The organism is Burkholderia sp. TSV86 (assembly GCF_001522865.1).
Lineage (GTDB): Bacteria > Pseudomonadota > Gammaproteobacteria > Burkholderiales > Burkholderiaceae > Burkholderia.
Map to the genome: position 1 here is coordinate 320,308 of NZ_LOWB01000116.1, position 22,219 is coordinate 342,526.

General features: G+C 65.0%; 19 protein-coding genes and 1 pseudogene. 16 read left to right on the plus strand and 4 right to left on the minus strand.

All coding sequences use genetic code 11. The annotated features are described in order from the left end of the window. Nucleotides 1-22: 22 nt before the first annotated feature. The gene (locus tag WS68_RS22900) at nucleotides 23-1,264 is read left to right on the plus strand and encodes an MFS transporter (RefSeq protein WP_059572929.1); all 1,242 of its coding nucleotides are present in this window, start codon (nucleotides 23-25) and stop codon (nucleotides 1,262-1,264) included. 593 nt (nucleotides 1,265-1,857) lie between these two features. Continuing rightward, entirely contained in the window at nucleotides 1,858-3,243 is a 1,386-nt protein-coding gene (locus tag WS68_RS22905; RefSeq protein ID WP_059572931.1) for an amino acid permease, read from the plus strand. 136 nt (nucleotides 3,244-3,379) lie between these two features. On the opposite strand, the gene WS68_RS26735 is transcribed toward WS68_RS22905, so the two are convergent. Then, nucleotides 3,380-3,622 (minus strand): helix-turn-helix domain-containing protein, encoded by a 243-nt coding sequence (locus WS68_RS26735; RefSeq protein WP_069235727.1) that lies wholly within the window; start codon nucleotides 3,620-3,622, stop codon nucleotides 3,380-3,382. 152 nt (nucleotides 3,623-3,774) lie between these two features. On the opposite strand from WS68_RS26735, the gene WS68_RS22915 reads away from it, so the two are divergent. Further along, nucleotides 3,775-4,065 carry an H-NS histone family protein gene (locus WS68_RS22915; protein ID WP_059572933.1) on the plus strand — a complete coding sequence of 97 codons (291 nt, stop codon included), beginning with the start codon at nucleotides 3,775-3,777 and terminating at the stop codon, nucleotides 4,063-4,065. A gap of 474 nt (nucleotides 4,066-4,539) precedes the next feature. Next, entirely contained in the window at nucleotides 4,540-4,665 is a 126-nt protein-coding gene (locus tag WS68_RS29095; RefSeq protein WP_442857183.1) for a hypothetical protein, read from the plus strand. Nucleotides 4,666-4,917: 252 nt separating this feature from the next. Here WS68_RS29095 and WS68_RS22925 read toward each other — a convergent pair. Beyond that, nucleotides 4,918-5,803 (minus strand): annotated as a pseudogene (locus tag WS68_RS22925) (metal-dependent hydrolase). Between the two features lie 465 nt (nucleotides 5,804-6,268). Between WS68_RS22925 and WS68_RS22930 the strand changes: the two are divergent. The 5 genes from WS68_RS22930 (at nucleotide 6,269) to WS68_RS22950 (ending at nucleotide 13,313) form a co-directional block, all read left to right on the plus strand. Next, the gene (locus WS68_RS22930; protein WP_059573141.1) at nucleotides 6,269-6,613 is read left to right on the plus strand and encodes a DUF3088 domain-containing protein; all 345 of its coding nucleotides are present in this window, start codon (nucleotides 6,269-6,271) and stop codon (nucleotides 6,611-6,613) included. A gap of 124 nt (nucleotides 6,614-6,737) precedes the next feature. Continuing rightward, on the plus strand, nucleotides 6,738-8,087 hold the full coding sequence (locus tag WS68_RS22935; protein ID WP_059572935.1) for an LLM class flavin-dependent oxidoreductase: 1,350 nt from the start codon (nucleotides 6,738-6,740) through the stop codon (nucleotides 8,085-8,087). Nucleotides 8,088-8,182: 95 nt separating this feature from the next. Then, nucleotides 8,183-9,154, plus strand: coding sequence for a nucleoside hydrolase (locus WS68_RS22940; RefSeq protein ID WP_059572936.1), 972 nt, complete (start codon nucleotides 8,183-8,185; stop codon nucleotides 9,152-9,154). A 200-nt stretch (nucleotides 9,155-9,354) separates the two neighbouring features. Continuing rightward, nucleotides 9,355-11,049 (plus strand): VRR-NUC domain-containing protein, encoded by a 1,695-nt coding sequence (locus WS68_RS22945; RefSeq protein ID WP_059572937.1) that lies wholly within the window; start codon nucleotides 9,355-9,357, stop codon nucleotides 11,047-11,049. Beyond that, a complete protein-coding gene (locus tag WS68_RS22950) occupies nucleotides 11,046-13,313 on the plus strand; it encodes an ATP-dependent DNA helicase (RefSeq protein WP_059572938.1) in 2,268 nt (755 codons plus the stop codon). Before WS68_RS22945 ends, WS68_RS22950 begins: the two co-directional genes overlap by 4 nt. 296 nt (nucleotides 13,314-13,609) lie before the next feature. Here the strand turns inward: WS68_RS22950 and WS68_RS22955 are convergent, their stop codons facing one another. Beyond that, the gene (locus tag WS68_RS22955) at nucleotides 13,610-14,509 is read right to left on the minus strand and encodes a LysR family transcriptional regulator (protein WP_059572939.1); all 900 of its coding nucleotides are present in this window, start codon (nucleotides 14,507-14,509) and stop codon (nucleotides 13,610-13,612) included. A gap of 102 nt (nucleotides 14,510-14,611) precedes the next feature. Between WS68_RS22955 and WS68_RS22960 the strand changes: the two genes are divergently transcribed. The 5 genes from WS68_RS22960 to WS68_RS22975 all read left to right on the plus strand — a co-directional run bounded on the left by WS68_RS22960 (nucleotide 14,612) and on the right by WS68_RS22975 (nucleotide 18,715). Continuing rightward, the gene (locus WS68_RS22960; protein ID WP_059572940.1) at nucleotides 14,612-15,289 is read left to right on the plus strand and encodes a DsbA family protein; all 678 of its coding nucleotides are present in this window, start codon (nucleotides 14,612-14,614) and stop codon (nucleotides 15,287-15,289) included. 470 nt (nucleotides 15,290-15,759) lie between these two features. After that, nucleotides 15,760-16,704, plus strand: a complete 945-nt coding sequence (locus WS68_RS22965; protein ID WP_059572941.1) for an aldo/keto reductase — start codon at nucleotides 15,760-15,762, stop codon at nucleotides 16,702-16,704. 57 nt (nucleotides 16,705-16,761) lie between these two features. Then, entirely contained in the window at nucleotides 16,762-16,920 is a 159-nt protein-coding gene (locus WS68_RS27990; RefSeq protein ID WP_156429624.1) for a hypothetical protein, read from the plus strand. An 83-nt stretch (nucleotides 16,921-17,003) separates the two neighbouring features. Then, nucleotides 17,004-17,870 (plus strand): molybdenum cofactor biosynthesis F family protein, encoded by an 867-nt coding sequence (locus WS68_RS22970; RefSeq protein ID WP_059572942.1) that lies wholly within the window; start codon nucleotides 17,004-17,006, stop codon nucleotides 17,868-17,870. Further along, nucleotides 17,867-18,715, plus strand: coding sequence for an SDR family oxidoreductase (locus tag WS68_RS22975; RefSeq protein ID WP_059572943.1), 849 nt, complete (start codon nucleotides 17,867-17,869; stop codon nucleotides 18,713-18,715). Before WS68_RS22970 ends, WS68_RS22975 begins: the two co-directional genes overlap by 4 nt. A 108-nt stretch (nucleotides 18,716-18,823) precedes the next feature. Here WS68_RS22975 and WS68_RS22980 read toward each other — a convergent pair whose 3' ends face one another. Further along, nucleotides 18,824-19,612 carry an SDR family NAD(P)-dependent oxidoreductase gene (locus WS68_RS22980; protein ID WP_059572944.1) on the minus strand — a complete coding sequence of 263 codons (789 nt, stop codon included), beginning with the start codon at nucleotides 19,610-19,612 and terminating at the stop codon, nucleotides 18,824-18,826. 190 nt (nucleotides 19,613-19,802) lie between these two features. Between WS68_RS22980 and WS68_RS22985 the strand changes: the two genes are divergently transcribed. Both WS68_RS22985 and WS68_RS22990 read left to right on the plus strand, forming a co-directional pair. Beyond that, the gene (locus WS68_RS22985) at nucleotides 19,803-20,513 is read left to right on the plus strand and encodes a helix-turn-helix transcriptional regulator (RefSeq protein ID WP_082710229.1); all 711 of its coding nucleotides are present in this window, start codon (nucleotides 19,803-19,805) and stop codon (nucleotides 20,511-20,513) included. A 193-nt stretch (nucleotides 20,514-20,706) separates the two neighbouring features. Then, nucleotides 20,707-22,209 carry an aldehyde dehydrogenase family protein gene (locus WS68_RS22990; protein WP_059572945.1) on the plus strand — a complete coding sequence of 501 codons (1,503 nt, stop codon included), beginning with the start codon at nucleotides 20,707-20,709 and terminating at the stop codon, nucleotides 22,207-22,209. The last annotated feature ends 10 nt before the right edge of the window (nucleotides 22,210-22,219 follow it).

The following is a 22,219-nucleotide window of genomic DNA, read 5'->3' on the forward strand; positions in this document are numbered from 1 at the left end:
GAACTTGTCCCGACCGATTTCGATGCCCGCCATGTCCGAACGTTCCTCCGTTTCCGGCTGTACGCCTTCCCGTGCACGGATTCCTCGCACCGTATGGGCGCTTGGCCTGGTCAGCCTGTGCATGGATTTGTCGTCGGAGCTGATTCATGCACTGCTGCCGATCTATCTCGTCACGACGATGGGCATGAGCGTCGTGACGCTCGGCGTGCTCGAAGGCATGGCCGAGGCGAGCGCGATGATCGTGAAGATCTTTTCTGGCGCGCTGAGCGATTGGCTGGGCCGGCGCAAGGCGCTGCTCATCGCGGGCTACGGCCTCGCGGCATTGACGAAGCCGCTTTTTCCGCTGGCGAACGGGCCATCGGAAGTCGTCGCCGCGCGGTTGCTCGACCGGCTCGGTAAGGGCATTCGCGGTGCGCCGCGCGATGCGCTCGTCGCCGATGTCGCGCCGCCTGAGATTCGCGGCGCATGTTTCGGGCTGCGGCAGTCGATGGACACGATCGGCGCGTTCGCGGGTCCGCTTCTCGCGATCGTGCTGATGCTCGTATTTGCCGAACATATCCGGATCGTGTTGTGGTGTGCGGTGGTGCCCGCGTTTTTGTCGATTGCGCTGATCGTGTTCGGTGTCGACGAGCCGACGCATAAGGGCGACGCCGCCCGCGCGTTCCGCTCGCCGATGCACTGGCGAGCGCTGCGCGCGTTTCCCGCGCGTTATTGGTTCGTTGTCTTGATCGGTGCTTCGTTCACGCTGGCGCGCTTCAGCGAAGCATTTCTCGTGTTGCGCGCGCAGCAGGCGGGCATTGGGCTTGCCTGGATTCCGGCCGTGATGGTTGTGATGAATGCGGCGTATGCGTTATCCGCGTATCCGGTCGGCGTGGTCGCAGACCGGCTCGGCGCGCGTGCGCCGCTGGCGGTTGGCATGGCGCTGCTGATCGCCGCCGATCTGTTGTTCGGCGCAAGCGCATCGCCGGCCGCGCTTTGGTCTGGTGCCGTTGTCTGGGGGCTGCACATGGGCTTCACGCAGGGGATGCTGGCCGCGCTCGTCGCCGAAACCGCTCCGGCCGATTGGCGCGGTACGGCGTTTGGTGTGTTCAACCTGGCGGGCGGGATCTGTGTGCTGGCGGCAAGTGCGATCGCCGGTTGGCTTTGGGCGCGCTACGGCGCATCGGCGACATTTTTTGTCGGCGCGGCGTTTGCCGCGATGTCGCTCGTGATGTGCGGCTTTGTCCAAGGCGGCAGCGGGGCGCTCGCTGATGTCCGCCAATGACGACGGCGAGGTAATGGCGCGGGCGCCGGGCGGGATATCGGCCGGCGAGTTGGTTTGTCCACCTATGAGTGATGTTGCGAAGCGTCGGCGATTGTTTCTTCGGTTTCCTTGTTTATCAATCGCGCGGCGTACCGTTTGATCTGATCGAAGACGAACAATGCATCAAATCTCGGCACATGGCTCGGGCTCCTTGATCGACGGCTGATCGAGAACTGTGATCATATTTGTCCGGCACAATGCCGAACCCGTGCATCTTGGCGCCCCAGAAGCAAACGCTGGCAACGCGCGCTCGATTGTTCATATAATTGGCGCTGCATTCCGACCGGGCGTGCAGGATCGATCAAAACGCCGACGCATTTCCGCCAGCGTTCGCTTGACCGCCATTGCCTGCTCGCGTTGTCCAATGCGAGAGTGGCCGCGTTGCTCGTGCCGGGCGGCGTAGGTCACGCCGGGTGTGTTTTTCCGCATGCCGGGTATGCCTTTGGCGGCTCGCACGGCGTCGAATCGCAGTTGGCGCCGCATCCGGCGCCCCGGTCGGTTTCCTTTTTTCCACCAAAAGCGGCGGCGCATACAGCGCCGTCAGGAGACTATTCGTGACATCACAAGAAGAACGGCTGCATCGCGGCCTGGAGGAGCGGCATATCAATTTGATGGCGCTCGGCGCAACCATCGGCGTCGGGCTCTTTCTCGGCTCGGCCACGGCGATCCGGGCAGCCGGCCCGGCGATTCTGCTGGCGTACATTGCCGGCGGCCTTGCGATTTTCATCATCATGCGAGCGCTTGGCGAGATGGCGATTCATAATCCGGTCGCCGGCGCGTTCAGCCGTTATGCGCAGGATTATCTCGGGCCGCTCTCGGGCTATCTGACCGGCTGGACCTACTGGTTCATGTGGATCGTGACATGCATGGCGGAAATCACCGGCGTCGGCATCTACATGCATATGTGGTTTCCCGATGTGCCGAACTGGATCTGGACCTTCGCCGCATTGATCGTCATGGGCGCGGTGAATTTCATCGCGGTCAAACTGTACGGCGAGTTCGAATTCTGGTTCGCTTTGATCAAGATCGTGACGATCGTGCTGATGATTGCCGGCGGCGGGCTGATGATCGTCGCGGGCGTCGGCAACGGCGGCATCGCCACTGGTATCTCGAACCTGTGGGCGCATGGCGGCTTTATGCCGAACGGCTGGTCGGGGGTCGTCGATGCGTTGCCGATCGTGATGTTCGCGTATCTCGGCGTCGAAATGCTGGGCCTTACGGCGGGCGAGGCGCGCAATCCGGAGAAATCGCTTGCGAAGGCAGTGAACTCGGTGTTTTGGCGCGTGGTGATTTTCTATGTCGGCGCGCTGTTCGTCATCATGTCGATTTATCCATGGAATCAGATCGGCACGCAGGGCAGCCCGTTCGTGATGACGTTTTCGCGGCTCGGTATTCCGGCTGCCGCGGGCATCATCAATTTCGTTGTGCTGACGGCTGCGCTGTCGTCGTGCAACAGCGGGATCTTCAGCACCGCCCGAATGCTGTTCAATCTGGCGGAGCAGGGGCAGGCGCCCGCGCGCCTCGCGGCAGTGAGCCGGCGCGGCGTACCGGTGTATGGCGTGCTGGTTTCAGTGCTGCTGCTTATCGTCGGCGTCGTGCTCAATTATTTTGCACCGCAAAAAGTTTTTGTATGGCTGACATCGGTGTCGACGTTCGGTGCGATTTGGACCTGGGGCGTGATCTTGCTCGCCCAGTTGCGTTTTCGTCGCCAGGTGCCGGCCACGCGTCTCGCGTGGCTTGCACTGCGAGTGCCGTTTTATCCATTGTCGTCGTTTGTCGCGCTTGCGTTTCTTGCGTGTGTCGTCGTGCTGATGGCATTTTCGCCTGATACGCGCGTGGCGCTCGTCGTCGGGCCGTTGTGGATTGTCGCGTTGACTGTTTGCTACTACGCGTATCAGGCGGGACGGCGTGTGCCGTCGATGTCGTCGACGGACGCCTGAGCGGTGAACCGTGGCGGGCGTGTAGCGATGCGCGCCTGGGCTGCGGTGGTTGGCAGTCATGGCGCGCGCAAACGTATGCGCGCGCAATTCGCAATTCATAAATTTTTAAATAATGGGATTGTGCGGCGCCAGTTTTTCAAGCGCCTGCATCAATTAATTCAGATACGGCCTGATCCGGCTCAACACCGCAGTGGCGGCACCAATCGAGATAAAAGAGAATGTCGACATAACGTTCTCCACGTTCGATTTTGGAAAGGTAAGACTGATCAATACGAAGACGTTTGGCCAATTGCGTCTGGGTGAGGCCTGCCGCTCTTCTCAGCGCGCGCAGATGCATGCGCAGCGCGGCGTAACGGGGATGATGGATGGAAGGGAGCATGGGCGAATGCTCCCTGCTGAATTGGAATAGTCCACCTTGGACTAATTCGGCTATTATAGCCAAAAACCGGCTCGGCAGCTCAGTATTGGATATAACAACAGGATTTCAGCAGCCGGTCAAAAAAGAGGCAGTCACTCTACGGGGAAATGGTAATGGCAACATACAAGGAATTGCTTGCGCAATTGGATGATCTGAAGCAGCAAGCCAGGACCGCGCGCGCGGCCGAATTGCCCGAGGTCATCGTCGAGCTTCGCCGGTTGATCGATACGTATGGTTTGACCCAGAAGGATTTATTTCCGCCGCGCCTCGGGCGGCCGAGAAAAGCCGACACTGAGCCGAAGCCGCGCTATCGCGATCCGGAAACAGGTTTGACCTGGACAGGCCGGGGGCGTGCGCCAGCTTGGATCTTGGGCCGGGACCGCGAACAATTCCGGATCGAATAACGCATAGCGTTCGATTGCGCCCGCGTCTCACGGCGCGGGCGATGCCGTTTACGGCATGCCGCAGTCGCGCCGTTGCGCTGCGCACGGCCTCGTTCGGAGGCGTGCGTTTTTCATATCTGTGCCATTCATCATGCTCGCTGCCCACGAAGCGGTTCATACGGCGTTGCGCTGCTGGAACTAAACAATCCAACGGCCAATGTGCGGTCCGTGAGCGTGACGTTTGCCAAGCCTGGGCAATGAATGATGCGCGCACACTCATCGCCGGCGAATCGGGTGAACCAAGGGCTCCGCATGCGTTCGAAGTGGGAGACGTTCGACGTGAGTCACAACGCCGAGCAGCAGTGCCAAGCTGTCAGTCCTTCCACGGCCGATTCGTGATTCAGTTCGTGCAACTTGGCCGTGAGGCGCGGACACAGTGCGGTACCACGCTGGACGTGGGGCACCGAGGTGCCAGTGCCGTACAACGGCCGGCCGATGCTGAGACGCACAGCGGCGTTCTGCTGGCGTCATCAGGATACCGAATCGACTGATCTCCAGCAGGCGGCGTGTGTCACCGGCATGCCGGATGCCGGCGCGTTCATCGCCGCGCATGCCGGCTGACCGTGGTTCGTGTCAACGGCCGGATTCGCTGTGGGATTGTTCCTCACGTATCCGCCGGCAGCGCGCGCGGTCCTTTGACGGAACGACTGCTTGAGGCGAAGCGGGCAAGTTCTCGCTGTGGGGCGCGCTCCATGGCGTTTTCGCTGGATGCGTGGTGCGTCGCCCCCGAGATCGATCACATCGGCCGCCGTTGCAAGTTGGGGCGCGCGTTGGGTTGTCGCAAGCCGGCCGTCCCGCATGACGATGCGGCGTTCAACCCATCGGCCTCGCAAACGCGTGCAGCGAAGCGCGCCGCGGCGATGCATTCGCCGCATATCGTGCGTTGCTTGCGTCGATATTGGCGAGCAGCTTGTCGAGCTGGGCAAAATGAGGCCGATTGTCGTGGCTCCATGGGTGGAAACCGGGCTCGAAGTAGGCGAGCGTCTTGGGGGGCAAGCGGGCGACGCCTTTCACAAAGAACCTGAGGAACGCGAGTTTGCCTGGCACGTTACCGTGCATGCGCTGGTGCGCTTTCATGAATGCCAAGTGGAAAAAGAGATTCGTTCTCCAGAATACGATGCTGCGTGAGCAGCATCGAACCGGTACGCATCAAGTAACGCATCGGCTCCGGCTTGATGACCGCATTCCACACCTCGAACGCGACAGCCTTGTGCTCGGTTTCTTCCATCGAGTGCCAGAGCCACATGTTTGCGTATGCGTCGACCGAACCGTGAAAGCGCTCGAAATTGTCGAGTAGCAAATTGGTCATGATTGCCGTGTAATGCTCGAACGCAATTGTCAGGGCGAGGCGTATTGGTGCCGGCAGCCATTTCGTCACCAGTCCCGTGAATGCCCAGAAGCCTCGGTCGAGCTGGTGAGCGGGATAGCCCGCCGCTTCGGCGATGTCGTTGAACTCGACGTGCTCCCGACTGTGCATCGCCTCCTGCCCGATGAAGCCCTGAACCTGTTTCAATAATTCGGAATCTTGAATTCGATCGCGGTAATGGCGGACCTAGTCAATGAAAAAGCGCTCGCCAGCCGGAAACATCAGCGAAAGCGCGTTGAAGTAGTGTGTGTTGGCCACGCCGTTGATATGCCAGTCGCCGATGCGCTCGGGCGGAAGCGCGAAGCGAACGTCACGACGGATGATCGGGTGCATGAGACGTCTCCCTATTGAATATGCAATGGCGCATCCGCATCGAACCAGAGTCGCATATAGATGTGCGCGGTCGAACCGGCGATTGGATCAAGCTCGACCAGAGCGGCGTTCTGTAAATAACGTTCGTTATGCTGCGAACCTTAGGTGACAATTTTTTGCTGTCAAATGTTTCATTGTCCGATGTATTCGTAAGATGAAGGACATGGGCAGGCCGTTGTGTGACGGCCGATGGTTTGCTGATCCTTTCATGGGGACCGATGCCCTTTGGCGTGGGGCGGTGTTGGTTCGGCAGACCGGATGCGCGATTCGCGGCATCCGGCCGTTGCGATGGCGCGGCCGCAGGTGTCATCCGTTAGCTCGGCCGCGCATATCGATCTACGGATAAATTCGTGGTGGCAAGCGATCAATCGCATGAGAATCGCCGATATTTCCATCGATATCCGTTGCAAACGAGGCCGACAACCGATGAGCCGTGATCTGTTGCTTCTTCTGGAACCGGGGTTCACTGATCCTCAATATCCGGGCGAGCGTTTCGTTTGTCCCGGCAGCGCGCCGATCGAAGGGCTGCTTGCGAGCGATCCGTCGAAGCAGGCCCGCCTCAACGTCCGCCGGCTGCCTTTCGCGCGGCCGCGCGAAGCGGTGATCGCCGCGCTCGACGCCGACCATCAAGGGTTGCCCGTGCTCGTGCTCGGCGACGAGCAGCCGGCGCCCGGCGATGCGTTGACGCTCGGCGACAAGCGCTTCGTCGACGATCCGCGGCGCATCCTCGAATTGCTGGCCGAGCGGCATGGTTTTCCGAAGCTGCATTGAGCACGACGGCGGCGGTGGCGCGGCGCAATAACGGCCCGTTCGGGATCGCGGCTGCTGTCACGGGACGGGGCGCGCGCGCCGTGCATCGCTTCGCTGCATCCGCATCGCGCGGGATCTCACGGCAATGACCGCCGCGCCGCAACGGCCGCATCGCCGGCAATTGCACCTGAACGTCAACATCCTGCATTCGGGGTTTGTGCCGTCCGCGTGGCGGCTCGACGAAGCGGACCCGCGCGCGTTCGTCGACGTCGGGCATTACGTGCGCGTCGCGCGGATCGCCGAGGTGGCGAAGTTCGACGCGGTATTTCTGGCGGATAATGCATCGATCGTCGACCAGCTCGATTTTCGTCCGATCACCGCGCTCGAGCCGACCATCCTGCTTGCGACGATCGCGGCGGCAACGACGCATATCGGCCTGATCGGCACGGCATCGACAAGCTATAACGAGCCGTTCAATCTCGCGCGTCGCTTCGCCTCGCTCGATCACGCGAGCGGCGGGCGAGCCGGTTGGAACGTCGTGACGACCGCCGATTCGGGCTCTGCACGCAATTTCGGCCTTGATGCGGCGCCCGATCACAGTGAGCGCTATGCGCGCGCGACGGAGTTCGTCGAAGTCGTGAAGGCATTGTGGGATAGTTGGGATGACGATGCAATCGTCGGCGATAAGGCCAACGGCCGCTTCGTCGATACGAGCAAGGTGCATCCGATCGCGCATCGCGGCATGCACTTTCGCGTGCATGGGCCGCTGAATTTGCCGCGTTCGCCGCAAGGGCATCCGGTGCTGGTGCAGGCCGGAGGCTCCGCCGATGGGCAAGCATTCGCCGCCCGGCACGCAGAGGCGGTGTTCTCGGCATCGCAATCGTTCGACGAGGCGCTCGGCTACGCGCGCGGGCTGAAAGCCGCAGCGGCCGCGCATGGGCGCAGCCTCAAGGTGTTGCCGGGGCTGACGACGATCGTAGGCGCGACTGAGGCCGACGCGCAGCGCCGTCGTGACGAACTCATTGATCTGATTCCGCTGCGTTACAGTTTGAACCGGATCGCGGCTACGCTCGGCGTGCCGGTCGAGCGCCTGAATCCCGATGCGCCGCTGCCGGACGATCTCGCGCCACCGGACGGCGGAAACGGCAATCACACGTTCTTTAACGCGACGCTTGCGTATGCGCGGCGGCACCGCTGCACCGTGCGCGAATTCGTGCGAGCGATGGCAGGAGGCACCGGGCATCGGGTGATCGTCGGTACGCCTGAGCAAATCGCCGGTGACATCGCACACTGGTTCGATGCCGGCGCGGCCGACGGCTTCAACCTGATGCCGGACGTGCTGCCAGGCGGGCTTCAGGATTTCGTCGACGGCGTCGTGCCTGTCCTGCAACGGCGCGGGATTTTTCGTACCGAATACGAAGGAGCGACGCTGCGCGATCACCTCGGTCTTTCGCGGCCGGTGAGCGCGTGTAGCGATGGCACGGCAGGGGGTTGAAACCGGTTTGGTGAGACAGGCGCGGCGGCGCGGTTATCATTCGTCGCTGCTGCATCATTGCGCGGCGCGAACGCCGCTCTCACCACGGAATACCTATGAGCCTGCATAAGATCATCTACGATACAGACCCCGGCGTCGACGATGCGCTGGCGCTCGTTTTCCAAGCGCTTCATCCGGACATCGAATTGCTCGGCGTGACGAGCGTATACGGCAATGCGACGATCGACACGACGACCCGCAACGCCCTCTATCTCGCGAGCCGCTTCGCACCCGGCGTAAGCGTGGCGCGCGGCGCGGCCAAGCCGTTGAGCCGGCCCGCGCCCGCGCCGATCGGCTGGATTCACGGCGACGACGGCCTCGGCAATACCGGTCTGTCCGAATCGACTGACGCAGCGCGCGCGCCGAACCTGGATGCGCGGGCAGCGCACCGCTTCATGATCGATACCGTGCGTGCGCATCCGAACCAGGTCACGTTGATCGCGGTCGGCCCGCTGACGAATCTCGCGCATGCGCTCGCCGAAGATCCGCAGATCGCAACGCTCGTCAAGCAGGTGGTCATCATGGGCGGTGCGTTCGGCACGAACGGCGTGCTCGGCAACGTGTCCCCCGCCGCAGAGGCAAATATCGTTGCTGATCCGGAGGCGGCGGACATCGTGCTGTCGGCTGCATGGCCGCTGGCGGTCGTCGGCCTCGACGTCACCGAGAAGACGATCATGACGACCGACTATCTTGCCGCGCTGCGCGACGATGCGGGCGATGCCGGCCGGTTTGTCTGGGAAGTGTCGCGCCATTACGATGCGTTTCATCGCATGAGTGCGGGTTTCGACGGCACATATACGCACGATCCGTCGGCGGTTGCCTATGTGCTCGCGCCGCATCTCTACACGATTCGGCAAGGGCCGGTGCGCGTGGTGACGGAGGGCATCGCCGTGGGCCAAACGATCCAGAAACCTTCTACGATGAGCACCCCCGCGCCGCAATGGGACGGGCGGCCGTCACGCGACGTATGCGTGGACGTTGATGTGGGCGCGGTGCTCGCGCTGTATCGCAATACGCTGATCGGCTGACGGGCGGCGCGCCGGGGCGCGGCTGAGCCGCCGGATGTCGGCAGGCTGGTTTGCGAGACCGGCACGGCTGGCGCGGCGCGCCCTGGCCGGCGGCTGTGATGCGCTATCATCTGCAGATGACTTGCGCGGTCGGCGCTTGCATTTGCCGCCATGACGGATGCGTGGCGCCCGGCCGATACATTTTGTGATCGCCGTATCCCGTGTCGTCCGATTCTTCTACTCCTTTCGCGTTCTACTACCTGTCGAACTTCGAGCGGGCGCTCGGATGGCTGTTCGAGCGTTACGACGGCGTGCTCGATGCAACCGAACGCGCGTTCATCTCAGCGTTCGGTGAATTGCCGCGCGCATCGCGCGCGCTGCTGGTGCGGATGCTGATGCGCAAAGGGCCGTATTTCCGGGCGAGCAAGCTCGCATACGACGAGATTGGTTGTCCGCTCGCGGCATCCGCCGCGCTCGTCGAACTGGGCTGGGTCGAACCGTCGCCTGCACTCACGCTCGATACACTGTTTGCGCTGTCGACGAAACACGAATTGCTCGGCGGATTTCCCGATTTGTCGCCGTTGCCGGCCGGCGCGGGCCGCAAGGCCGATTGGCTGACCATGCTGCGCGCCGCGCACGAAGGCGAGCGAACCTGGTCCGAGTGGCTGCCGTCGGTCGACGATCGTGTGCTGCGCGTCACGGTCGATGCGCTGTGCAATCGGCTGCGGCTGATGTTTTTCGGCAACCTGCATCAGGACTGGTCGGAGTTCGTGCTTGCCGATCTCGGCTTGCTGCAATACGAAACCGTTGCGTTCGAGCCGTCGTCGCGCGCGTTTCAGCGGCGTGACGATGTCGATACGTACCTGGAACTGCACGCATGCCGGGAGCGGCTCGACACATGGCCCGGCGATGCTCCTCTTGCGCCGCTCGTCGCGCAGGCTGCCGCCATCGACTGCGGCAATGCGTGGCTGACGATGCGCCGCGAGAAACTCACATTCGCCATCGGTCAAACGTGCGAGCGCCGTGCGGACTGGGACGGTGCACTTGCCGCTTACGAGGCGAGTGCGTGGCCCGGCAGCCGTTGCCGGCGCGTGCGCGTGCTTGAGCGCTGCGCGCATTTCGACGCGGCGCTCGCGCTTGCCGTCGACGCGCTGCGCGCTCCCGAGAGCGATGCGGAACGCCAGCAAATCGAGCGCATGCTGCCGCGGCTGCGGCGGCAAGCCGGCTTACCGGCTGCGCGCGCTGCGTCGCGCGCGCAGCCGATTCCGCGCGACTGCATCGAGCTGGCGCGTCCGCACGAACCGTATCCGGTCGAATATGCCGCGCGCGATCATTTGAGCCGCGCGGATGCGCCGGCCTATTACGTCGAGAACGCGCTGATCAACTCGCTGTTCGGGCTGCTGTGCTGGGAGCCCGTGTTCGCGGCGATACCCGGCGCATTCTTCCATCCGTTTCAACGCGGCCCGGCCGATTTGTATGCACCGGACTTCCGCGCGCGCCGCGCGGCGCAGTTCGACGCATGCCTTGCGCAGCTCGACGGCACGCAATATCGCGATACGATTTGCCGCCACTTTGCGCAGAAGCAGGGCGTGCAGTCGCCGTTCGTGTTCTGGGGCGCGCTCGACGGCACGCTGCTCGAACATGCGCTTGCATGCTTGCCGGCCGCGCACCTTCGTTTATGGTTCGAGCGTCTGCTCGACGACGTGCGCGGCAACCGTTCGGGGTTGCCCGATCTGGTGCGCTTCTGGCCCGGCGAGCAGCGCTATGAACTGATCGAGGTGAAAGGGCCGGGCGATCGCCTGCAGGACAATCAGATCCGCTGGCTCGACTACTGCCTCCGGCATCGGATGCCGGTGCGGGTGCTCGACGTGCGCTGGAGCGGCAACGCGCGGCGGAGCGACGAGGTGCGCGCGTGAGCTATGTTGTCGCGGTGCGCGCGATGTGCGAATTCACCGCGCGCGAGGGCGATCTCGATCTGCGCTTCACGCCCGCGCCGAGCGCGCAGGAGGGCATCGCGGGCCACGCAGCCGTGGCGTCGCGGCGCGGCGCCGGTTATGAGAGGGAAATCACGCTGGCCGGCGAGCATCGCGGCCTGACGGTGCGCGGTCGCGCGGACGGCTACGATCCCATGTCGAACCGGCTGGAGGAAATCAAGACGCATCGCGGCGATCTCGACCGGATGCCGGCCAACCAGCGTGCGCTGCACTGGGCTCAGGCGCGTGTGTACGGACATCTGCTGTGCGAAGCGCGCGGGCTCGGCGAGCTCACGGTCGCACTCGTTTACCTGGACATTTCCACGCTGCGTGAAACGGTGCTGACTGAGGCGCATACGGCTGCGTCGTTGCGCGCGTTCTTCGTCGAGCAGTGCGGACGATTTTCCGATTGGGCCGCGTGCGAAGCCGCACACCGGGCCGCGCGCAATGCGGCGCTGCATGCGCTGGCGTTTCCGCATTCGCGGTTTCGTGACGGGCAGCGGTCGCTCGCGGTTGCCGCGTATCGTGCCGCGCGCGACGCCCGCACGTTGCTCGCGCAGGCGCCGACTGGTATCGGCAAGACGGTCGGCACGCTGTTCCCGTTTCTCAAAGCGTGTGCGCAGGACCGTCTCGACAGGCTGTTCTTTCTGACCGCGAAAACGTCCGGCCGCGCGCTCGCGCTCGATGCGGCAGATACGCTGCGCGCGGCCTCGGACGGCGCGCTGCCGCTGCGCGTGCTGGAACTCGTCGCGCGCGACAAGGCGTGCGAGCATCCCGGCGCGGCGTGTTACGGCGACGCCTGTCCGCTTGCCCGGGGCTTCTACGACCGGCTCGCGGCTGCGCGTGCCGCCGCCCTCGAACGGGGCCGGCTCGAACGCGCGGTGGTGCGCGCGACCGCCCTCGAGCACGGCGTGTGCCCGTACTATCTCGCGCAGGAACTGGCGCGCTGGTGCGACGTGATCGTCGGCGACTACAACTATTACTACGACGGCAGCGCATTGCTGTACGCGCTCACGCAACAGAACCAGTGGCGCGTTGGCGTACTCGTCGACGAAGCGCACAATCTGCTCGATCGCGCACGCGCCATGTATAGCGCGACGCTCGATCAGCGCGAACTCACGGCGATTCGCAAGCTCGCGCCCGCGCCGCTTGCCAAAGCGCTCGAACGCTTGAACCGTGAATGGAATGCGCTCAATCGCGAACAGCGCGACAGCTACGCCGTGCATCCGGATGTGCCGCCGCGCGTGCTGTTTGCCGCGCAGAATCTGATCGGCCGGTTTTCCGAACTCGCGGCGCAGACGCCGCTCGCGATCGATGCCGATGTGCAACGCTTTTGCTTTGACGCGATGCACTTCGTCGCACTTGCCGAGCAGTTCGGCGCGCATTCGATTTTCGATTCGACGCTCGTGCGCGCACCGGCACGCAGCCGCCGCACGAAGGCGTCGCTGCTTTGCGTGCGCAATGTGGTTCCGGCGGATTTTCTCGCGCCGCGCCATGCGGCGGCGCGTGCAACCGTCATGTTTTCCGGCACGCTGAGCCCGTTCGAGTTTTACCGCGATACACTGGGTTTGCCGGACGACACCGGTTGGCTGGATGTCGACGGGCCGTTTCGCGCGGAGCAATTGACGGTCAAGGTGGCCGCGCACGTGTCGACGCGCTGGCGCGACCGCGAGCATTCGATCGAGCCGATCGTCGAGCTGATTGCCGGGCAGTACGCGGCGCGGCCGGGCAATTATCTGGCATTCCTGAGCAGTTTCGACTATTTGCAGCAGGTGGTCGCGCGGCTGCGCGAGCGGCATCCGGCATTGCCGGTCTGGGAGCAGGCGCGCGGCATGGACGAGGCCGCGCGCGACGCGTTCCTCGCGCGTTTCGATGCGCTCGGGCAGGGCGTCGGCTTCGCGGTGCTGGGCGGCGCTTTCGCGGAGGGCGTCGATTTGGTGGGCGATCGGCTGATCGGCGCGTTCGTCGCGACGCTCGGATTGCCGCAGGTCAACGACGTCAACGAACAGATGCGTCGTGCGATGGAGGCGCGCTTCGGCCACGGCTACGATTATGTCTATCTGTATCCGGGGCTGCGCAAGGTGGTGCAGGCGGCGGGGCGAGTGATCCGCACCGAACATGACGAGGGCGTCGTTCATCTGATCGACGACCGTTTTTGCCGGCCGGACGTGCGGCGCTTGTTGCCGCGCTGGTGGCGGTTGAGCTGACGCGCGGGCGGTGCCGCGCCCGACATGGCGCGCCGCGCGCATCGGGCGCTTGCCGCAGCCGGCCGGCGCGCTGTTGTGCGCGGCCGGCGCAATTGGCGCCAGCGCGGTTGCACGGAATGCAGCCTCGCTTGTCATCGAGCGCACGATCGTGCGGCTTGATACGCCGGCCGCCCGCCAGCTTTTACTCGTGCTCGATCGGCGTGCGGCCGCGCGACGTTTCGCGATGGGCGCGTGCAGGGCGCAAAGGCCGAGTCGCTGTTTGGCCGTTGTCTACATGCTGTTTGCCTTGTCCGCCATTACTTGTCCCAATCCGGCGTGTCGCCGAAGCGCTCGGCAAGAAAATCGATCAGCGTGCGCATCGCGAGAGACATCTGCTTGCGTGATGCGTAAACCGCGTGAATGCCGAGGTCGGGCGCCACGCAATCGGGCAGCACGCGCACGAGCGTGCCGCTGCGAAGCAATCCGGCCGCCGCGTATGTCGGCAGCAGCGCGATGCCGCCGTTTGCGGTGGCCGCGCGCAGCAGCACGAGCGAATCGTTGGTGCTCAGATTGCCTTGCACGGGCACGGCCGACGGTTCTCCATCACGTGTCAGGTGCCATAGGCTCTGCCCGAAATACGCGTAAGTCAGGCAATTGTGCCGAGCCAGATCGTGCGGCCGCTTGGGCGTTCCGTGCGCGGCCAGATAGCCCGGTGACGCGCAGATCACCGAGCGGCACGTGCCGATCCGGCGCGCGATCAGGCTCGGGTCGACCTCATTCGTAATGCGGATCGCGAGATCGATCCGCTCGTCGATCAGATCGGCGGTGCGATCCGTCGCCTGCAGGTCGACCGAGACGGCCGGATGGCGGGCGAGATAGTCGAGAATCGCGTCGGTCAGCCGCGCCTGCGCGAATAGCGCGCTCGTGGTGATTCGCAGCAGGCCGCGTGGCGCGTCGCCGGGCTCGGCGAAGGTCGACTCGACATCGTCGGCGAGCCCAAGCAGATCGCGGGCGAGCGGCAGCATCCGCGCGCCGGCGGTGGTCAGCGACAGACGCCGCGTGGTCCGGTGCAGCAGCCGTGCACCCGCCCATTGTTCGACGAACGCGACATAGCGCGACGCCATCGCGCGCGACATGTCGAGATGCTGGGCGGCCGCTGACACGCTGCCGCGCTCGGCGGTTTCGACGAACACCTTCAATGCGGTGATTCGATCCATATTCGATCAATCTACGCAACAAATTGTCGACTTGTCTATTGTATTTGATCGGGATTAGATCGAATAGACTCGTATTTTATTTGACTCATCAATGAAACAACGATGGACCGCTTCACACTTCAGTATTTCTTCGATCCTCTATGCGGCTGGTGCTATGCGAGCGCGCCCGCGCTCGCGGGTCTTGCAAGAGCCTATCCGGATAAGCTCGAACTAATGCCTTCCGGACTCTTTGCTGACGAAGGTGCGCGCGATTTGACGCCCGAATGGGGCGAATACGCGTGGCGCAACGATCAGCGTATCGAGCAGATGACCGGCCAGCGTTTTACGAGCGCGTATCGCGAGCAGGTGTTGCTGCGCGGCGGCGTGCGTTTCGATTCAGGGCCGGCGAACCGGGTGCTGACCGCGATGCATGGAATCGACGCGCGGCTCGAACGGCCGCTGCTCGAAGCGGCTCAGCGCGCGCGCTATGTCGACGGTTTCGATACCGCGCGTGCCGATGTGCTGGCGCGCGTGGCCGCGGAGCTCGCCGCGCAGGCCGGGCTGGCGGTGGACGCCGATGCGCTTGCGCGCCGCATCGACAGCGACGCGGCGCTTGCCGACGCAACGGCCGCACGCGTCGAGCGTGCGCAGCATGCGATGCGGCAGCTCGGCGTGTCGGGAGTGCCGCAACTGCTGCTGACGATCGGCGAGCGCGGCTATGTGTTGAACAGCGCGAGCTTGTATGCCGGTTCCACGGCGGCGGTGTCCGCGGTTGAGCGGGTATTGCAAGGCGGGGTTTGAAGCGGGATCGGGGCGGCGATTAACGCGAAATGTCCGTCGAGCGCATGGATCGTGCCGCGCACGGGTGAGCTGGCGTGAACGTGCGGTGCTTCGTTGCGGCGGCGGATTCGTTTTTTGTGGCATCGCGGTTCGGTGCCACGCCCGCCGCGGCTGCCCGACTGCTGTATCGGCCGCCGATTCGCCGCTCAGCGCATCGGCGGCGCCGCCGGATACCGCGCATTACCGCCGCTTGCGTTGCCGTGGCGCGGCTTCATGTTCCGCTCACGGGCTGTGGTCGCGTTGTCAGTGCCGCTATCGGCCGTTTGCCGTTGACGATCCCTTGTCAGTATGTGGTCTTTGGAAATCAGCTTTAATCGGTTTGCGCAGCGCGCCTCGCGCGCTACGATCGTTGACAACCCGGCTCAGGAGGCGCCGCGTGCCGCGTGCGCGCCGAGCCGGTCCTCCCCTCGGAACGCAAAACGGAGAGAAAGATGGCATTACGCTCACTCGGCACCTCGGCCATTCAGGTATCGCCGGTCGTATTCGGCGGTAACGTGTTCGGCTGGACCGTCGACGAAAATCAGTCGTTCTCGCTGCTCGACGCGCTCGCCGACACCGGCATCAACTTCATCGATACCGCCGATGTCTATTCGGCCTGGGTGCCCGGCAATCAAGGCGGGGAATCGGAGACGATCATCGGCAAGTGGCTCAGGCGCACGGGTAAGCGCGACCAGCTCGTGATCGCGACGAAGGTCGGCCTGCTCGAAGGCCGCGCGGGGTTGTCGCGCGACAATATCCTGAAGGCCGTCGACGATTCGCTGCGGCGCTTGCAGACCGATTACATCGATCTCTATTTCTCGCACCGCGACCTTGCCGATACCCCGCTCGAAGAAACGCTCGGCGCATACCAAACGCTGATCGAGCAGGGCAAGGTGCGCATCATCGGTGCGTCCAACTACAGCGGCTCGCGGCTGCGCGAGGCGGCCGAAATCAGCCGGCGCGACGGGTTGCCTGCGTATCAGGTGATCCAGCCCGAATACAACCTGTACGATCGCGCGGAGTACGAGCGCGACATCGAGCCGGCCGCGACCGAGCTGAAGCTCGGCGTCGTCACGTATTTCGCGCTGGCGAGCGGATTTCTGTCCGGCAAGTACCGGTCCGAAGCCGATCTGAAGGAGCGTGCGCGCGGCAGCCGCGTCGAGAAATATTTGAATCCACGCGGCTTGCGGATCGTCGATGCGCTCGTCGCGGTGGCGGACAAACACGATACGACGCCCACGGCGGTCGCGCTCGCGTGGCAGATCGCGCGGCCGAGTGTCACGGCGCCGATCGCGAGCGCGACGTCGCTCGATCAATTGACGGCGCTTGGCGCGGCGATCCGCCTGCGGCTCGATGCGAGCGACGTCAAACAGCTTGACGACGCAAGCGCGCCTTAAGCCGAACTGTTGCCGTAGGCGGCTCGGCCGGTACTGGGCAAAGGCGTTGCGCGGCAGTTGCTGCCGTTTGTCATTGAAGGTCCGGTCATCCGGCGCATAGGCTTCAACGAGCGGCCGAGCGGGCTCGTCGCGCGTGTCCACGAGCGCATCGAGGCGCTGGCCAGCGGCCAAAGCGTGATTTGCCCCGGCCGCCATGGGCTTCATCCTTCCGGTTGATACCACGCGTCCCGCTGTCCGGGCACCATGGCTACGTGTCTCGCGGCCGCGCCAGCCGGCGCGCCGCTCGATCGGAGAAACGCATGGGAGCAGACCCGGTATTTATTCAGGTGGGCGCGCTGGCGGAAGGTTTCGCGCCCGATGGTCATATTCTCGAGCCGGCCGGCGATCTGGCTGGACGGACCATTGCGCTCACCACGCAAGGCGGCGCGGCATGTGAATACGTCTTCGTCGATACGTGCACGCTGCGCTGGCGTGAGCGGCCTGGGGCGCAACATTGGCACGCCGCGCGCAGCGGCAGTGCCGGCGAGCATGGCGACGGCGGAGCGCTCGCATATCGCGCGACGCAATTGCGTTCCGGCGTCTATCTCGTCGATTATGTCGATCCGGCCCGCCGCGCAACCTCGACCAGCCTCGTGCTGGATTGGGCGCGCGGCGTGTGGACATCGGTCGAAGGCGTGCTGCCTGGCGAAGCGGATGTGCGTATCGACGCGTTTTCCCGCGTCGCGCGCGGTCTACCGCTGACGGGCGTCGCGGTGACGTTCCGCCACGGCACGATCGACGGAGCGCCTACCTCCGGCGAGCTGCATGCGCCAACGCGCGAGCTGATCGGCAAGCGAGTGATGTACCGCTACAGCCCGACCGAGTGCTACGAGCATATTTACCTGAACGACGGTTTCTATGCGTGGCATTGCATCGAAGGCACCGAGCGCGGTCTCGCGGACGTCGACCGGTGCCACTACTTCAAGCTTGCCGATGCGCTGTATCTGTTCGTCTGGCGCGAAAAAATCGTGCCGACGCTCGGCGTCGTGCTGATCGATTTTGACCGGGGTAAAACAGATGGCAAGATCTTCGGCTACCGCGACGGCGATTTCTGCGCGTTGTCGAATTTCCCGGTCGGCGCGCACGTCCGGATGCTGAACGAAACCGTTTATCCGTTCACGCGATGAGCCGCGTCGATTCGGGCCGTGCCGATTCGACGCGTGCGGCGCCGCTGCGCGGGCCGCTTGTCGCGGATTTCCGCGGTCGCGTGGTGCTGGTCACGGGCGGCGCACAGGGTATCGGCGCCGCGATTGCCGGCGCGTTCGCGGCGGCGGGCGCGACAGTGGCGATCGCCGATCTTCAAGCCGACGCGGCCACCGCGTGCGCCGGCGGGCTTGCGCTGCGCGGGCTCGCCGACGGACAAACGGTGCGCGCCTATCGCGCCGATGCGGCGCAGCGCGACGAGTTGACCGGGCTCGTCGAGCGGATCGAGGCCGACAGCGGCCGGCTCGACGTGGTCGTGCACAATGCGGCGTATTTTCCGCTCACGCCGTTCGACGCGATCGGTCCCGACCTCCTCGCACGCACGCTCGCCGTCAATCTATCGGCGCTGTTCTGGCTTACGCAGGCTGCGTTGCCCGCGTTCGAGCGGGCCGGACAGGGGCGCGTGCTCGCGACGTCTTCGGTGACGGGGCCGCGAGTCGCGTATCCGGGGCTTGCGCACTACGCGGCGTCGAAGGCCGGCGTGAACGGTTTCATCCGTGCGGCGGCGCTGGAGCTGGCAAGCCGGAACGTGACCGTCAACGGCGTCGAGCCTGGGATGATCCGCACGCCGGCGGCGGCTAATCTCGGCGATGCGGCGCATGCCGCCCGCATTGCGCGGAGCATACCGCTTGGCCGTCTTGGCGAGCCCGACGACATCGCGGCCGCGATGCTGTTTCTCGCATCGGATTGCGCGGGTTACATCACCGGGCAGACGATCGTGGTCGATGGCGGCGCGACGTTGCCTGAAACGGGGGCGGTGCCTGTATAGCCTGCGCGGCCTGTGCCGTGCGATTGTCGCGGGCGATTGTTGGGCCCGCCGCAGCGCCAACACCACGCACCGGCTGTTGCTTGCGCACGGAATTCGCGGCGCGCGGCCTTATCCGTCGAGCGCCAGCGTGGGCACATCGACGATCGTCGCGCCGCCATCGACCACGATCGCCGCCCCGGTCATAAACGACGCATCGTCGGACGCGAGAAAGCCGCACACGGCCGCGATCTCGCCGGCATCGGCCGCGCGGCGCAGCGGGACGCCGGCGCTGACCCGCCGGTATGCGTCGTCGAGCGTTTCGCCGTGACGCCGCATCAGCGGCGCCATTTCGGCGTCGGCCATCGGCGTGCGGACCCAGCCGGGGCATACGGCGTTCACGCGAACGCCGGCCGGCCCGTAATCGCGTGCAAGCGAGCGCATCAGCCCGATCAGCGCATGTTTCGCGGTGGTGTAGCCGCATACGTCCGCGCCGGCCGCAAGCGATGCAATCGACGCAACGAACACGATCGAACCGCGCCGCGCGATCAAATCCGGCAAGCATGCGCGTGCGCTGACGAATGCGGTGTCCAGATTGGCCGCGAGCGCGTCGCGCCATGCCGCGTCGCCGGTTTCGCCGGCGCGGCCGAGCCCGTGCCCGCCCGCGCACGCGACCAACGTGTCGATCGGACCGAAGCGGGCGTGAATGTGTTCGATGTGGCTGGTCCACGCGCGCGCGTCTGCTGCATCGCCGGCCAGCGCGAGGCCGCCGGTTTGCGCCGCGATCGTGTCGAGCGGCGCTCGCCGGCGGCCGATCAACGCGACGCGCTCGCGTTGCGCAGCGAAGCGCAATGCGCATGCGGCGCCGATTCCGGTCCCGGCTCCCGTCACGACGACAGTGCGCGGCGAAGTATTTTCCATTCGAGGCTCTCCTGGCATATGGCGATGGTTTCCGGTTCACGAACGAGTGTACGGCGCGGGCTTGGCGTCCGGCATCGACCGTTCGGCTGAATGGACGCGCGCGCGATTTGCCGATTTGCGCTCATCGCCGCGGCGATCGCGTGCTTAAGCTGTGCCGGCGCACATTCGTCTGTGCCCGAGGTGCTTCGAGATGAATCCAGTTCCGGCCCGTCACGGTATCGATGCCGACTGCGCGTCGTATGCACGCGCGTTGCACGCCTGCGTAACCGCCCTGCAAACGCTCGCACGGCCGAGCGCGACGGTGTTCTACCGGATCGACACGAGCGGCGAGCCTGTCGATTTCGAGCTGTTCGGAATGACGGCCGCGATGCATCGCGCTTACGTGAATCGCTATCGGCCGCTCGATCCTCTGCATCCGTTGCGCTGCGCGGCGCAGCCGGGTGCGGTCGTCACGCTTGCATCGCAGCTGCCGGACGAGCGGCGCGCCGCATCGGCTTACTGGACGGGTTTCTTGCACCGGTATCGCGTCGCCGATGTCGTCGAAGTGCTGTTGCGCGACGGCGGCGCGCCGCGCGCCGCGTTTTCGCTGTTGCGTTTTGCGAGCGGCGGGCGCTATTCAGCCAGCGAAATCGCGGCGCTGCATGCGCTCCAGCCGCTCGCCGAGGCGGCGCTCGTGCCGCCGTTGCGGGCCGTGCGCGGAATTCGCAGGATCGTATCCGATACGAGACTCACGCATCGTGAGGAGCAGATCGCGCGTCTCGTGCGCGCAGGCCGTTCGAACAAGGAGATCGCGCGCGATCTGGCGCTTGGTCAGACAACTGTCAAGACGCATTTGCTGCGCATGTTCCGCAAGCTCGGCGTGTCGAACCGGACCGAACTCGTCGGCGCGCTGTTTCTTTGACGGCCGGCCGCGCGGCTTGCTCATGCGCCGCGTCGATCTGCCGCGGGCATGGGCAGGCGCTGCTTGAATTCCCGGCTGCGGGCCGCCGGCCTGCCAATTTGCGCTAACCGATTGCAAACAGGCGCGGCTACAGTGGCGCGAACCGGCCGCACGATCGCTGCCGCGAGGTGCCCATTCCAGTTGTGAGACGCCTATGACCCAGACGAACATCGTCGCCGTGAGCGACGCGGTACGCGCCTTCACCGGGCGCGAATTCGGCCTCTTCATCGACGGCGCGATGCACGCCGCACATTCGCCCCGGCTGCTCGACGTCCATGATCCGTCGACGGGCGAGCGCCTCGCTCGCGTGCCCGACGCCGACGCGCGCGACGTCGACGCCGCCGTCGCCAGCGCGAAGCGCGCGTTCGACGCGCGTGTCTGGAGCGGGCTACGGCCTGCGGACCGGGAGCGCATCCTGCTGCGGCTGGCCGACGTGCTCGAAGCGCACGCGGAAGAACTCGCGCAGCTCGAGACGCTGAATCAAGGCAAATCGATTCTCGTGTCGCGCGGCGTCGAGGTCGGCGCGACGATCGAGTATGTCCGCTATATGGCGGGCTGGGCGACCAAGGTCACCGGCCAAACGTTCGACGTGTCGATCCCGTTTCCGCCTGGCGTGCGCTATACCGCGTACACGCGCAAGGAGCCGGTCGGCGTCGTCGCCGCGATCGTGCCGTGGAATTTCCCGTTGATGATTGCTGTCTGGAAGCTTGTGCCGGCGCTCGCGGCGGGCTGCACGGTGGTGCTGAAGCCTTCGCCGGAAACGCCGCTCACCGCGCTGCGGCTTGCCGAGCTGGCGCGCGAAGCGGGCGTGCCGGCGGGCGTGTTCAACGTCGTCACCGGAGGCCGCGAATGCGGCGCAGCGCTCGCGGGCCATCCGTCGATCGGCAAGATCTCGTTTACCGGCTCGACGCCGACGGGCAAGCTCGTCGGCGCGGCTGCGGTGCAGAACATGACGCGGTTCTCGCTCGAGCTGGGCGGCAAGAATCCGGTCGTCATGCTGGAGGACGTGGATGTCGCGCAAGCGCTCGCGGGCGTCGCGGCCGGCGCGTTCTTCAATCAGGGGCAGGTGTGCGCGGCCGCGTCCCGAATCTATGTGCATCGCAGCCGGTTTCGCCAGCTCGCCGACGGCCTGGCCGGAGCCGCCGCGTCGATGCGGCTCGGCCCAGGGCTCGATCCGGCCGCACAGATCAATCCGCTCGTGTCCGCCCGGCATCGCGACCAGGTTCTCGCGCATCTGGAGCAGGCCCGTCGTGATGGCGTCACGTTTCTCGCGGGCGGCGATCCGGCCGACGATCGGCCCGGCTATTTCGTGCGTCCGGCGGTGATCGCCGACGCGAAGCACGATAGCGCGATCGTGCGTGACGAAGTGTTCGGCCCGGTCGTCGTGGTGTTGCCGTTCGACGATCCCGCGCAAGCGGTGCGGCTTGCGAACGCGTCGCCTTACGGGCTTGCCGCGAGCTTGTGGAGCAACGATCTGAAGGCAGTGATGGATCTCGTGCCGCGCATCGAGGCGGGCACGGTCTGGGTCAACTGCCACGTGCCGCTCGATCCGGCGATGCCGTTCGGCGGCTACAAGCAATCCGGCGTCGGCCGCGAATTCGGCCAATACGCGATCGAAGGCTTCACCGAAACCAAATCTGTCTGTATCGCGCATTGAATGCGCTGGC